The organism is Streptomyces sp. DT224, from assembly GCF_049844595.1.
Classification (GTDB): domain Bacteria; phylum Actinomycetota; class Actinomycetes; order Streptomycetales; family Streptomycetaceae; genus Streptomyces.
Genome location: NZ_JBNCLI010000003.1, coordinates 150,085 through 163,513, shown reverse-complemented (window position 1 = coordinate 163,513; position 13,429 = coordinate 150,085). Strand labels below are relative to the sequence as shown.

Genomic DNA, 13,429 nt, shown 5'->3' with positions numbered 1-13,429 from the left:
GTCAGCTCAGCAGTCCCGTCCGGACGGGCTCGGAAGCCGCGTGGGGGTGTACGTGGTCGTGGCCGGGCAGGGCGTGCTGGCCGACGGCCTTCGGGGGCGGCCCGTCGTGCAGCACGCAGCCGTCGCGCAGGACGACCGCCCGGTCGATCAGGGGCTCCAGCGGGCCCAGCTCGTGCAGGACGAGGAGCACGGTGGTGCCGGCGGCGACCTGCTCGCGCAGGGTGGCGGCCAGGATCTCCTGGCTGGCCAGGTCCACGCCCGCCATCGGCTCGTCCATGATCAGGAGCTCGGGTTCGGCGGCGAGCGCGCGGGCGATGAGCACCCGCTGGTGCTGGCCGCCGGAGAGGGCGTTCACCGAGTCCTTCGCCCGGTCGGCGAGGCCGACGAGCTCGATGGCGCGGTCGACGGCGGCGCGGTCCGCCTTGCGGGGGATGCCGAGGCGGGTGCGGGAGAGCCGCCCGGCGGAGACGACCTCGCGGATCGTGGCGGGCACGCCGCCGGCCGCCGTGGTGCGCTGCGGTACGTAGCCGACCCGGGCCCAGTCGCGGAAGCGGCGCAGCGGAGTGCCGAAGAGCTCGACGGCGCCGCCGGTCAGGGGGACCTGGCCGATGACGGAGCGGACGGCGGTGGACTTGCCGGAGCCGTTGGCGCCGAGCAGGGCGACGACCTCGCCCCGGCGCACGGTCAGGTCGACGCCGCGCAGTACGGGGCGCGCGCCCAGGACGGCGGTGGCGTCGCGTACGGCGATCACGGGTTCGCTGGTGGGGTGCTGGGGCTCGGGCATGAGCGCCTCCGGTGCTGCTGCGCGGTTCGGGCCGACGGGTGCGGTGGGGCCGTCGGGTGCGGTGGGGTCGTCGCTCACTTCGCGCCGAGTGCCGTGCGCAGAGCGGTGAGGTTGGACTTCATGACCTCGATGTAGTCATCGCCCTTGGAGCTGTCGGTGATTCCCTCCAGCGGGTCCAGGACGTCGGTCTTCAGGCCGGTGTCGCGGGCGACGGTCTTCGCCGTCTTGTCACTGGCGAGCGTCTCGAAGAAGACGGTGGTGACCTTCTTCTCCTCGGCGATGGAGTGCAGGGCGCCGATGCGGGCGGGGCTGGGCTCGGCCTCGGGGTCGATGCCGGCGATGCCCTCCTGGGTGAGTCCGTAGCGCTCGGCGAGGTAGCCGAAGGCGGAGTGCGTGGTGATGAACGTCTTCGTCGCGGTGTTCCTGAGCCCGGTCCGGTACGCGATGTCGAGCGCGCCCAGCTCCTTGACCAGGGCGTCGGTGTTCTTGCGGTAGTCCGCCGCGTGGTCCGGGTCGGTCTTCTCCAGGGACCTGCCGACGCCCTTGGCGACCTCGGTGTACTTCACCGGGTCCAGCCAGATGTGCGGGTCGGCGCCGGCCTCGTCGCCCTCGTGCTCGTGGCCGTGCTCCTCGCCGCCGGTCTCGGTGCCGTGGTCCTCCAGCGAGGTCAGCGTCGCGGCGTCCAGGGTGTGGGAGGCGCCGGACTGCTTGATCGCCTCGTCGACGGCGGGCTGGAGGCCCTTGAGGTAGAGGATGAGGTCCGCGTCGCTGAGCCTGCCGGTCTGCCGGGGGCTCAGCTCCAGGTCGTGGGGCTCCATGTTGGGCTTGGTGAGCGTGGTGACCGAGACGTGGTCGCCGCCTATGCGCTCGGCCAGGAACTGCATCGGATAGAAGGACGCCACCACGTCCAGCCGGCCGTCGCTCTTGTGGTCGGAGGTGCCGGACGACGAGCAGGCGGTCACGGCGGTGAGGCCGAGGGCGACCGCGCCGGTGACGGCGGCGGCCGGTATGAGGCGGCGTATGTTCATGACACTCATTTTCAACAAAAGTGGAAACGATTGTCAACAAGCGGGGTTCGTGAACGGGACCGGTACCGATTTGATCGAAGGGGAGGCGCCGCCGGTAATCTGGGCTCTTCGCCCGCCCGTTCCGTCGTAATGAAGAGAGCACCGTGGCCGCCGACAAGATCGACACCATCGTCAGCCTGAGCAAGCGCCGTGGCTTCGTCTACCCCTGCAGCGAGATCTACGGTGGTCAGAAGGCCGCCTGGGACTACGGGCCGCTGGGCGTCGAGCTCAAGGAGAACCTGAAGCGCCAGTGGTGGCGCTACATGGTCACCTCCCGCGAGGACGTCGTCGGCATCGACTCGTCGGTCATCCTGGCCCCCGAGGTGTGGGTCGCCTCCGGCCACGTCGCCACGTTCTCGGACCCGCTGACCGAGTGCACCTCCTGCCACAAGCGCTACCGCGCGGACCACCTGGAGGAGGCGTACGAGGAGAAGCACGGCAAGGCGCCCGCGAACGGCCTCGCCGACCTCAACTGCCCCAACTGCGGCAACAAAGGCACCTTCACCGAGCCCAAGCAGTTCTCCGGCCTGCTCTCCACGCACCTCGGCCCGACCCAGGACTCCGGCTCGGTCGCCTATCTGCGCCCCGAGACCGCCCAGGGCATCTTCACCAACTTCTCCCAGGTGCTGACCACCGCGCGCAAGAAGCCCCCGTTCGGCATCGCGCAGATGGGCAAGTCCTTCCGCAACGAGATCACTCCGGGCAACTTCATCTTCCGCACGCGCGAGTTCGAGCAGATGGAGATGGAGTTCTTCGTCAAGCCGGGCGAGGACGAGCAGTGGCAGGAGTACTGGATGGAGCAGCGCTGGAACTGGTACACCGGTCTCGGCCTGCGCGAGGAGAACATGCGGTGGTTCGAGCACCCGCAGGAGAAGCTCTCCCACTACTCCAAGCGCACCGCTGACATCGAGTACCGCTTCCGCTTCGGCGGCAGCGAGTGGGGCGAGCTGGAGGGCGTCGCCAACCGCACCGACTACGACCTCACCGCCCACTCCAAGGCGTCGGGCACGGACCTCTCCTTCTTCGACCAGGAGAAGGGCGAGCGCTACACCCCGTACGTCATCGAGCCCGCGGCCGGTGTCGGCCGCTCGCTGCTGGCCTTCCTCCTCGACGCGTACAGCGAGGACGAGGCGCCGAACGCCAAGGGCGTCATGGAGAAGCGCGCCGTGATGCGCCTCGACCCGCGTCTGGCGCCGGTCAAGGTCGCGGTCCTCCCGCTCTCCCGCAACCCGCAGCTCTCGCCGAAGGCCAAGGGCCTCGCGGCCGACCTCCGGCAGAACTGGAACATCGAGTTCGACGACGCCGGCGCCATCGGCCGCCGCTACCGCCGCCAGGACGAGATCGGCACGCCGTTCTGCGTCACCGTCGACTTCGACACCCTCGACGACAACGCGGTCACCGTCCGCGAGCGCGACACGATGAAGCAGGAGCGCGTCTCCCTGGACCAGATCCAGGGCTACCTCGCCTCCCGTCTGCTCGGCTGCTGACGCCCGCACCGCCGACCGGGGCCCCCGGTTCCGCGCCCGCCGCGGAACCGGGGGCCCCGTGCGTCCGGGGGACCGGAGGCGGAAAACCGGGTGAGGCGGGCGTCCGGTGTGGGTAACGTCGCGCCCATGTATGCGTTCTTCCAGATCTACGAGTGAGAGCGCGGCGGGCCCGACCACCCGCCGCCCCCCGGATCGATCCGAGGTCGCCAGAGACCTCACCGAGACCACACATTGGGAGAACCCCATGGCCAAGAGCCGCAACAACCTCCTCGGCGTCGGCGGACAGCGCAAGAAGCTGTCCCGCAACGGGGCCCAGGGCGCCGGCCCCGCCCGCGAGGCCGACCGCAGGACGGCCGCCGACCAGAAGCAGGAGCTGCTCCGCAAGATGCGGGAGCGGGCCGCCGGCACCGAGCAGCCCGACACCGCGGAAGCCGACGCGCCGGCCGCGGAGCCGGAGGCCCCGGCCCAGAGCTGACGCCCGCGCACGGCCTGAGGCCCCGGCGGACCGACCACCAGGTCCGTCCGCCGGGGCCGTCGTGCTGTCGGCTGCCGCCCTACCCCACCGTGCGCGGCAGCCGCAGGCTCAGCGCGGTGGTCAGGGCCACCGCCGCCAGCTGGACGAGCAGCGTCACGATCAGGGCGTCCCGCATCCCCGACCCCGGCACCAGGGCCAGGAACAGCGAGCCGAGCGTCGCCACCCCCAGCGTCAGCGTCGCCTGCTGGGTCGTCGTCATGACACCGCCGCCGACCCCGGCCCGGTCCGGCGGCACGTCCGACAGGATGATGCGGAAGATGACGGGCAGCTGGAGGCCCTGGCCGAAACCGGCGACCGCCATGCCCGGCAGCAGGCCCGCCATGCCGAGGTCCGGCCAGCCCCGCCACACGGTGAGGGCGAGCACCGCCACGCCCGCCGCCTGGATCAGCCCGCCGGCCGTCACGACCCGGCTGCCGTAGCGCCGTACCAGCCGGGGACCGGCCAGCGACGCCACGAAGAAGGCCACCGCCATCGGGGCCATCGACAGGCCGGACCGCGCCGGGCCGAGCTCCAGGCCCTGCTGGAGCGCGACCGCGATGACGAACATGAAGCCGCCGAAGCCCACCGAGAACGGCACCACGAGGGCGAGACCGCGCCGCAGCGACTCCAGGCGCAGCAGGCTCGGCGGTACCAGCGGGACGAGCCCGCGCCGGTCCGCCCGCCGCTCCACCCGGTAGAACGCCGCCGCCGCGAACGGGAACAGCGCGAGGGACACCCAGGTCCACAGCGGCCAGCCTGCCGCCCGTCCCTCGGTGAGCGGGGCCAGCAGCGTCAGCAGCGACACCGCGAGCAGCAGCGTGCCCGGTACGTCGACGGGCGCGGGCCGGTCCGCCCGCGTCTCCGGGACCGCGCGCGCCGCCAGCACCAGACCGATCGCCGCGACGGGCACGTTGACCAGAAACACCGACCGCCAGCCCGCGCTCTCGCCGAACACCGAGGAGAGCGGCGCGGCGGCGACCAGCGCCCCGCCCAGGATCTGGCCCGCGACCATGGAGAGCCCGGCCGTCGCCCCGTACAGGCTCATCGCCCGGGCCCTGCGGTGGCCGGAGGTGGCCGCCTGGATGGTGGCGAGGACCTGCGGCAGCATCAGCGCGGCCGAGGCGCCCTGGGCCACCCGCGCCCCGACCAGGGTCCAGGCGGTCGGGGCGAGCCCGCAGGCCAGCGAGGTGAGCCCGAAGGCCGCGATCCCGGCCAGGAAGAGCCGGCGCCGGCCGGCCATGTCACCGAGCCGCCCGCCGAGGACGAGCAGCACGGCGTAGGCGAGCCCGTAACCCGCGACGACCAGTTCCAGCAGGGCGGGGCCCGCCGCCAGGTCGTGGTCGATGGTGGGCAGGGCCACGTTGACGATGAAGAAGTCGATGAGGGGGAGGGCCGCGCCCAGCAGCACGGTGAACAGCCCCAGCGCGCCGAGCACCGGGGCGGGATGGTCGTGCCGCACCACCGGGGAGGCGGTGGCGCTTGCCGTTGTCGTCCGTACAGAGGATTCACTCACGCCACCGACCATCGCTCCGCCCGCAGCCTGGTACCAGAGTGTCCTTATCCTGGTACAAGTACCACCAGGCACCGGCCGCCCGGTGCCCGTGCCGGGCCCGCACCCTGGAGGAATGACGACGATGGCGACGCCTACGACGCAGACGGCCGCCCCCGGCGGGAGCGAGCCCGACATCCGGCGGCACGAGCTGGCGAACTTCCTGCGCAGCCGCCGCGAACGGATCACCCCCGAGCAGGTCGGCCTCGTCCGGGGCCGCCGCCGGCGCACGCCGGGGCTGCGCCGCGAGGAGGTCGCCCAGCTCTCCGCCGTCGGCGTCACCTGGTACACCTGGCTCGAACAGGCCCGGGACATCCAGGTATCGCCCCAGGTCCTCGACGCCCTCGCCCGCGCCCTCCTCCTGGACCGCAGCGAGCGCAGCCACCTCTTCTCGCTCGCGGCGGCCATCGACCCGGCCCCCGGCGCGGAGTGCCCGCACCTCACCCCGGCGCTGCGGACCATGCTGCGGCAGCTGGAGCCGATCCCCGCCTGCGTGCAGAACAGCCGGTACGACATCCTCGCCCACAACCGCACCTACGGGCGGCTGCTCTGCGACCTGGAGGCGGTCGCGCCCGAGGACCGCAACGTCATGCTGCTCGCCCACACCAACGAGCAGTGGCGCTCCTCCGTCATGGACACCGCGGAGGTGACCCGCTACATCACCGCCAAGTTCCGCGCGGCGATGGCCGAACACCTCGCCGAGCCCGCATGGAAGGAGCTGCTGGGGCGCCTGGAGGCGGCCTCGGAGGAGTTCCGCGAGAACTGGGCCCGGCACGAGGTCGTCGGGGCCGGCAGCCGGGCCAAGGTCTTCCGCAACGCCTGGGTGGGGCTGCTCCGGGTGGAGGCCACCGACCTCTGGCTCGGCCCCTCGGCCGGGCCGCGCCTGGTCAGCTACGCGCCCCGCGACGACGAGACGTACGAGCGGCTGGCGCGCCTTCAGGAACTGGTGCGCGCCGCCGAGGACTGAGCGGCCGGCGCGGCGGCCACGTCCCCGGCCACCGGTTCCGCCAGCCGTTCCGCCGTCCGGCGGGCGGTGGAACGGGCCCACCGGCCGCTGCTCAGGGCGCCGACCAGCAGAACGGCGAGCCCGCAGCCGGTGACGATCCACCAGCCCGGCCTGCTCGCCGCCACGAAGCCGTCCGACCCGCCCGGGTCCGCCATGCCCGCCGCCAGGACCGCGCCGATCACGGCGACCCCGAGAGTCTGCCCGATCTGCCGGCTGGTGGAGGCGACGGCCGCCGCGACACCCGCCTGGGAGCGGGGCATGCCGGAGACGGCGGTGTTGGTGATGGGCGCGTTCACCGAGCCGAAGCCCAGGCCGAACAGCACATACGCGGCGAACATCGAGACCGTCCCGGTCTCCGCGTCGAACGCCGCCAGCATCAGCCCGCTCACCGCCATCGCACCGCCCGCGACCAGCAGCGGTACGCGCGGCCCGCGACTGGCCACGAGCCGCCCGGACAGCGGCGAGAGCAGGCACACCACGGCCGCCATGGGCAGCGTGTAGAGACCGGCGTCCAGCGCGCTCAGGCCCCGGACGTCCTGGAGGTAGAGCGTGTTGAGGAAGAGGAAGCCGCCGAGCGCGGCGAAGGCGCAGACCGCGATGACCGTCGCACCGCTGAACGGGACGCTGTGGAAGAACCGCAGGTCGATCAGCGGATCGGCGCGCCGGGGCTCGTACACCAGCAGCCCCGCCAGGGCCGCCGCCGCGAGCCCCGCGAAGAGCAGGATCTCGCCGGAGGTCCACCCCTTCTGCGGGGCCTCGATGATCGCGTACGTCAGCGAGCCCAGCAGCGTGATCACCAGGACCTGGCCCAGCGGGTCCGGGCGGCGGGCCCGCCGGGCGCGCGACTCGGGGACGTAACGCCAGGTCAGGAACAGGGCGGCGAGGCCCACCGGGAGGTTGACCCAGAAGATCGACCGCCAGCCGACGGAGTCGACCAGACCGCCGCCGACCACCGGACCCGCCGCCATGGAGATGCCGACGACCCCGCCCCAGACGCCGATCGCGCGGGCGCGCTCGCGGGGGTCGGTGAAGGTGTTGGTGATGATCGACATCGCGACCGGGTTGAGCATCGAGCCGCCCACGGCCTGCACCATCCGGAAGGCGATCAGAGCCTCCAGGTTCGGCGCCAGCGAGCACAGCGCCGAACCCAGGGTGAACAGGACCAGGCCGGCCATGAAGACCTTCCGCCGGCCGATCCGGTCGGCGGTGGAACCGGCGAGCATCAGCAGGGATGCGAGGACGAGCGTGTACGCGTCGATCGTCCACTGCATCCCCGCGACGCTCGCGTCCAGTTCCCGGCGCATGACGGGCAGGGCGACATTCAGGGCGGTGGTGTCGAGACTGACGATCAACAGGCTCATGCAGCAGATCGCCAGCACCAGCATCCGACGTCGGTGACTGAGGTCAGGCATCCATCGATAGTACGCCTAACTAACGACTGCCGCCGCCAGGATTTTCGCCGCGTCCCGCACCAGCGGGTGGTCGCCCGCCGCGCCGGAAGCGCCCGCCGGCTTCGTCGTCAGCACCGCCAGGACCACCGGCGCGCCTTCCTGCGTCCACGCGACGCCCACGTCGTTGCACGAGGCGTACGAGCCGCCGCCCGTCTTGTCGGCGACCGTCCACTCCGGCGGCAGCCCGGCCCGGAACCGCGTACCGCTCGTCCGGCAGTTCAGCAGCCAGTGGGTCAGCAGCTCCCGGTCCCGGGGCTCCAGCACGTTCCCCAGGACGAGCCGGGCGTAGTCGCGGGCGATCGCCGCGGGGGTCGTGGTGTCCGTGACCCGGCCGGGCTCGGCGGAATTCAGGTCGGGCTCCCAGCGGTCCAGCCGGGTCGCCCGGTCGCCCAGGGAACGGGTGAAGCGGGTGACGGCATGCGGGCCGCCGAGCTCGCGCAGCAGCAGATTGCCCGCGGTGTTGTCGCTGTCCCCGATGGCGGCGTCGCAGAGCCGGGCGATGCTCAGCCCGCTCGCGATGTGCTCCGGGGTGTCGGTGACCGGCGAATCCGAGACGCAGTCCGCCTTGGTGTAGTGGACCACCTTCTCCAGCACCTCGCCGTCCCGGTCCAGATCCCGCAGGACGGCCGCCGCGGCGAGCGTCTTGAACGTCGACAGCATCGGGAAGCGCTCGTCGGCCCGGTGGCGCACCGCGACCCCGGTGGCCACGTTGTACGCGAACGCGCCGACGCGGGCGCCGTGCGTCCGCTCCAGCTCGCGCAGCCGGGCCGTCGTGGGGCCGGCCGCCGCGCGGGCGGGGCCCGCGCCGAGGAGCAACGCCCCGGCGGCACCGGCGCCACCGAGCGCGAGCAGCCGTCGACGGCCGGGGGAGCCAAGGGTTAAGCGGGACATGGGGGTCGTCATGAGCTTCCTCTCCTTCGTCCACCGGCTCGTCGCCGGAATCCCCACGCTACGGCGGGGGTCGGACAGCGCTCCCTCCTCCCCCCGTCCCGGCGGGGCGCGACCGCCTCCGGAGCAGTCCGCGGGGTACGGGACAATGGGGCCATGACCACGCTCGCCCCCTCGCCCTCACTGCTCCGCATCGGCCCCCACACCGTGCAGCCGCCGGTGGTCCTCGCGCCCATGGCCGGCATCACCAACGCCCCCTTCCGCACGCTGTGCCGGGAGTTCTCGGGCGGCAAGGGGCTGTTCGTCAGCGAGATGATCACGACGAGGGCCCTGGTCGAGCGCAACGAGAAGACCATGCAGCTCATCCACTTCGACGCGAGCGAGACCCCGCGCTCGATCCAGCTGTACGGAGTGGACCCGGACACGGTCGGCAAGGCGGTCAGCATGATCGTCGACGAGAACCTCGCCGACCACATCGACCTGAACTTCGGCTGCCCGGTCCCCAAGGTCACCCGCAAGGGCGGCGGCTCGGCCCTCCCGTACAAGCGGCCCCTGCTGCGCGCGATCCTGCACGAGGCGGTCTCCCGGGCCGGGGACCTGCCCGTCACGATCAAGATGCGCAAGGGCATCGACGACGACCACCTGACCTACCTGGACGCCGGCCGGATCGCCGTCGAGGAGGGCGTCACGGCGGTCGCCCTGCACGGCAGGACCACCGCCCAGCACTACGGCGGCACCGCCGACTGGGACGCCATCGCCCGGCTCAAGGAGCACGTCCCGGAGATCCCGGTGCTCGGCAACGGCGACATCTGGTGCGCGGACGACGCCCTGCGCATGATGCGCGAGACCGGCTGCGACGGCGTGGTCGTGGGGCGCGGCTGCCTGGGCCGCCCCTGGCTCTTCGGCGACCTGGTCAGCGCGTTCGAGGGGACGGAGGCGCGGCAGGCGCCCACCCTGCGCACCGTCGCCGACGTGATGCTGCGGCACGCGACGCTGCTGGGGGAGTGGATCGGCGACGAGTCGCGGGGCGTGATCGACTTCCGCAAGCACGTCGCCTGGTACCTCAAGGGCTTCGCGGTGGGCTCCGAGATGCGCAAGAAGCTGGCGATCACCTCCTCGCTGGAGGAGCTGGGCTCCCAGCTCCAGGAGCTGGACCTCGACCAGCCCTGGCCGGACGGCGCCGACGGACCGCGCGGGCGCACCTCGGGCAACAACCGGGTGGCCCTCCCGGACGGCTGGCTGAAGGACCCGTACGACTGCGCGGGCGTCGGCGCCGACGCGGAGCTGGACACGTCCGGCGGCTGAGAAGGCGGCCGGCGGATGGGGGCACTCAGTGCCCCCATCCGCATTTTCGCTCAGGTGAGCGGGCCTCCGATCGAGTGATTCTCGCCACCTTGAGAGTGGTGGCGCTCAAATGAGCGCGAAATCCGGGTCTGCATTTCTCAAAGGGTGGCACTGAGTGCCAGATGCCCTTACTTTGATCGATCGACGCGTCGATCACTTTCAGCCACCGAATCCGGGGATCCGGTGGGCGCTGCGTCATCCTGCGTACGACTCCTGAACACGCCCTTCGGGAGGGCTTCCGGGCGGCCGACTTTCGATCTGCTGGCGGACGGGTGGTTACGGCCGCACGACGCGCAAGTGGACGTACCCAGACACCTTCGATCTGGGTATGTTCCTCGCCGTCAGGGCAGCCACCGCGTCTTCGAGGAGTCGAGACCGTGTCGGAAAACAAAGATGTGCAGAAGTTCGTCTACGACTTCACCGAAGGCAACAAGGATCTGAAGGACCTCCTCGGCGGGAAGGGGGCCAACCTCGCCGAGATGACCAACCTCGGGCTCCCCGTCCCGCCCGGCTTCACCATCACCACCGAGGCGTGCAAGGTCTACCTGGACAGCGGTGAGGAGCCGGCCGCCCTCCGCGACGAGGTGAGTGCGCACCTCGACGCCCTGGAGAAGCGGATGGGCAAGAGGCTCGGCCAGGCCGACGACCCGCTCCTGGTCTCCGTACGCTCCGGCGCCAAGTTCTCGATGCCCGGAATGATGGACACCGTCCTCAACATCGGCCTCTCCGACGCCTCCGTGGCGGGCCTCGCCGCCCAGGCCGGCGACGAGCGGTTCGCGTGGGACTCCTACCGCCGGCTGATCCAGATGTTCGGCAAGACGGTCCTCGGGGTGGACGGCGAGCTCTTCGAGGAGGCGCTGGAGGCCGCGAAGGAGGCCAAGGGCGTCAAGGTCGACGTGGACCTCGACGCGGGCGACCTGAAGAAGCTGGTCAAGGAGTTCAAGAAGATCGTCGCCCGGGACGCCGGCCGCGACTTCCCGCAGGACGCGCGCGAGCAGATGGACCTGGCCATAAAGGCGGTCTTCGACTCGTGGAACACCGACCGGGCCAAGCTCTACCGCCGTCAGGAGCGCATCCCCGGCGACCTCGGCACCGCCGTCAACGTCTGCTCGATGGTCTTCGGCAACCTCGGCCCCGACTCCGGTACGGGCGTCGCCTTCACCCGTGACCCGGCCGGCGGCCACCAGGGCGTGTACGGCGACTACCTGCAGAACGCGCAGGGCGAGGACGTCGTCGCCGGCATCCGCAACACCGTGCCGCTCGCCGAACTGGAGGCGATCGACAAGCAGTCGTACGACCAGCTGCTGACGATCATGGAGACGCTGGAGACCCACTACAAGGACCTCTGCGACATCGAGTTCACCATCGAGCGCGGCCACCTGTGGATGCTCCAGACCCGGGTCGGCAAGCGCACCGCCGGTGCCGCCTTCCGGATCGCGACCCAACTGGTGGACCAGGGGCTCATCGACGAGGCCGAGGCCCTCCAGCGGGTCAACGGCGCCCAGCTCGCCCAGCTGATGTTCCCGCGCTTCGACGACACCGCGAAGACCCGGCGGCTCGGCCGGGGCATCGCCGCCTCGCCCGGCGCGGCGGTCGGCAAGGCGGTCTTCGACTCGTACACCGCCGTCAAGTGGTCCCGGTCCGGCGAGAAGGTCATCCTGATCCGCCGCGAGACCAACCCGGACGACCTGGACGGCATGATCGCCGCCGAGGGCATCCTCACCTCGCGCGGCGGGAAGACCTCGCACGCCGCCGTCGTCGCCCGGGGCATGGGCAAGACCTGCGTCTGCGGCGCCGAGGAGATCGAGGTGGACACCAAGCGCCGGCGCCTGACGGTCGGCGACATCGTCGTGGAGGAGGGCGACATCGTCTCCGTCGACGGCTCCACCGGCAAGGTGTACCTCGGCGAGGTCCCCGTCGTACCGTCCCCGGTGGTCGAGTACTTCGAGGGCCGGATGCACGCGGGCGCCGACGACGCCGACGAGCTGGTCGCCGCCGTGCACCGGATCATGGCGTACGCGGACCGGGTGCGCCGGCTGCGGGTGCGGGCGAACGCGGACAGCGCGGAGGACGCCCTGCGCGCCCGCCGCTTCGGCGCCCAGGGCATCGGCCTGTGCCGCACCGAGCACATGTTCCTCGGCGAGCGCCGCGAGATGGTCGAGAAGCTGATCCTGGCCGACACCGACCAGGAGCGCGAGACCGCCCTGGAGCAGCTGCTCCCGCTCCAGAAGGCGGACTTCATCGAGCTGTTCGAGGCGATGGACGGACTCCCGGTCACCGTACGGCTGCTGGACCCGCCGCTGCACGAGTTCCTGCCGGACATCACGGAGCTGTCGGTACGCGTGGCCCTCGCCGAGGCCCGCAAGGACGCCAACGAGAACGACCTCAGGCTCCTCCAGGCCGTGCACAAGCTGCACGAGCAGAACCCGATGCTGGGGCTGCGCGGGGTGCGGCTCGGCCTGGTCATCCCCGGCCTGTTCGCCATGCAGGTGCGGGCCATCGCCGAGGCGGCCGCCGCCCGCAAGAACGCCAAGGGCGACCCCCGCGCCGAGATCATGATCCCGCTCGTCGGCACGGTCCAGGAGCTGGAGATCGTCCGCGAGGAGGCGGACCGGGTCATCGCCGAGGTCCAGGCCGCCACCGGCACCGACCTCAAGCTGAAGATCGGCACCATGATCGAGCTGCCGCGCGCCGCGCTGACCGCCGGGCAGATCGCGGAGGCGGCGGAGTTCTTCTCCTTCGGCACCAACGACCTGACCCAGACGGTGTGGGGCTTCTCCCGCGACGACGTGGAGGCGTCGTTCTTCACCGCCTACCTGGAGAAGGGCATCTTCGGGGTGTCGCCGTTCGAGACGATCGACAAGGACGGCGTCGGCTCGCTGGTCAAGAACGCCGTCGCGGCCGGCCGGGTCACCCGCCCCGACCTGAAGCTGGGCATCTGCGGGGAGCACGGCGGCGACCCCGAGTCGGTCCACTTCTTCCACGAGGCCGGTCTCGACTACGTCTCCTGCTCGCCGTTCCGCATTCCCGTGGCGCGCCTCGAGGCGGGCCGGGCGGCGGCCGGGGCGCGGGCCAGCGACAGCCGCTGACGCGGAATTACGGAGGCGGCGGCACCCTGTGCGGGGGTGCCGCCGCCTTGCCGTACGCGACCGAGCGGGCGTTGTTGTCATGTCCTGGTAAATAGGGTGAGTGGCGCCCATTGCTTCGTTTAATGCGCAAAGAAATCGAGTGGAACGAACCGGGGTGCGGCCCGTGGATCCCCATCCACGGGCCGCACCCGGCTTACCCCCATCGAGTGCGGAGCCGCACCTTTGCCAACCGCCGCCGAACGAGCAAAAC

General features: G+C 71.6%; 10 protein-coding genes. 5 read left to right on the top strand and 5 right to left on the bottom strand.

Annotated features, from left to right (window positions below; genetic code table 11):
• Position 1 precedes the first annotated feature (1 nt).
• Both ACLQ2N_RS07900 and ACLQ2N_RS07895 read right to left on the bottom strand, forming a co-directional pair.
• Positions 2-784: a metal ABC transporter ATP-binding protein gene (locus ACLQ2N_RS07900; protein ID WP_425811310.1), complete on the bottom strand. Its 783-nt coding sequence runs from the start codon at positions 782-784 to the stop codon at positions 2-4.
• A gap of 74 nt (positions 785-858) precedes the next feature.
• Positions 859-1,812, bottom strand: coding sequence for a metal ABC transporter substrate-binding protein (locus ACLQ2N_RS07895; RefSeq protein WP_425810481.1), 954 nt, complete (start codon positions 1,810-1,812; stop codon positions 859-861).
• A 143-nt stretch (positions 1,813-1,955) separates the two neighbouring features.
• Between ACLQ2N_RS07895 and ACLQ2N_RS07890 the strand changes: the two genes are divergently transcribed.
• Both ACLQ2N_RS07890 and ACLQ2N_RS07885 read left to right on the top strand, forming a co-directional pair.
• Complete coding sequence (locus ACLQ2N_RS07890; RefSeq protein WP_425810479.1) at positions 1,956-3,338, top strand: glycine--tRNA ligase; 1,383 nt, start codon at positions 1,956-1,958, stop codon at positions 3,336-3,338.
• Positions 3,339-3,582: 244 nt separating this feature from the next.
• Positions 3,583-3,813 (top strand): DUF6243 family protein, encoded by a 231-nt coding sequence (locus tag ACLQ2N_RS07885; RefSeq protein WP_425810477.1) that lies wholly within the window; start codon positions 3,583-3,585, stop codon positions 3,811-3,813.
• Positions 3,814-3,892: 79 nt separating this feature from the next.
• Here ACLQ2N_RS07885 and ACLQ2N_RS07880 read toward each other — a convergent pair whose 3' ends face one another.
• Positions 3,893-5,365 carry an MFS transporter gene (locus ACLQ2N_RS07880; RefSeq protein WP_425810475.1) on the bottom strand — a complete coding sequence of 491 codons (1,473 nt, stop codon included), beginning with the start codon at positions 5,363-5,365 and terminating at the stop codon, positions 3,893-3,895.
• A 112-nt stretch (positions 5,366-5,477) separates the two neighbouring features.
• On the opposite strand from ACLQ2N_RS07880, the gene ACLQ2N_RS07875 reads away from it, so the two are divergent.
• The gene (locus ACLQ2N_RS07875; protein ID WP_425810473.1) at positions 5,478-6,368 is read left to right on the top strand and encodes a helix-turn-helix domain-containing protein; all 891 of its coding nucleotides are present in this window, start codon (positions 5,478-5,480) and stop codon (positions 6,366-6,368) included.
• Here ACLQ2N_RS07875 and ACLQ2N_RS07870 read toward each other — a convergent pair.
• Together ACLQ2N_RS07870 and bla are read right to left on the bottom strand one after the other, a co-directional pair.
• The gene (locus ACLQ2N_RS07870; RefSeq protein WP_425810471.1) at positions 6,338-7,819 is read right to left on the bottom strand and encodes an MFS transporter; all 1,482 of its coding nucleotides are present in this window, start codon (positions 7,817-7,819) and stop codon (positions 6,338-6,340) included. The genes ACLQ2N_RS07875 and ACLQ2N_RS07870 overlap by 31 nt on opposite strands.
• 15 nt (positions 7,820-7,834) lie before the next feature.
• Entirely contained in the window at positions 7,835-8,761 is a 927-nt protein-coding gene (gene bla, locus ACLQ2N_RS07865; RefSeq protein WP_425810469.1) for a class A beta-lactamase, read from the bottom strand.
• Between the two features lie 141 nt (positions 8,762-8,902).
• Between bla and dusB the strand changes: the two genes are divergently transcribed.
• Positions 8,903-10,051: a tRNA dihydrouridine synthase DusB gene (dusB, locus tag ACLQ2N_RS07860; protein ID WP_425810467.1), complete on the top strand. Its 1,149-nt coding sequence runs from the start codon at positions 8,903-8,905 to the stop codon at positions 10,049-10,051.
• 416 nt (positions 10,052-10,467) lie between these two features.
• Complete coding sequence (ppdK, locus tag ACLQ2N_RS07855; protein WP_425810466.1) at positions 10,468-13,179, top strand: pyruvate, phosphate dikinase; 2,712 nt, start codon at positions 10,468-10,470, stop codon at positions 13,177-13,179.
• Positions 13,180-13,429: the final 250 nt, after the last annotated feature.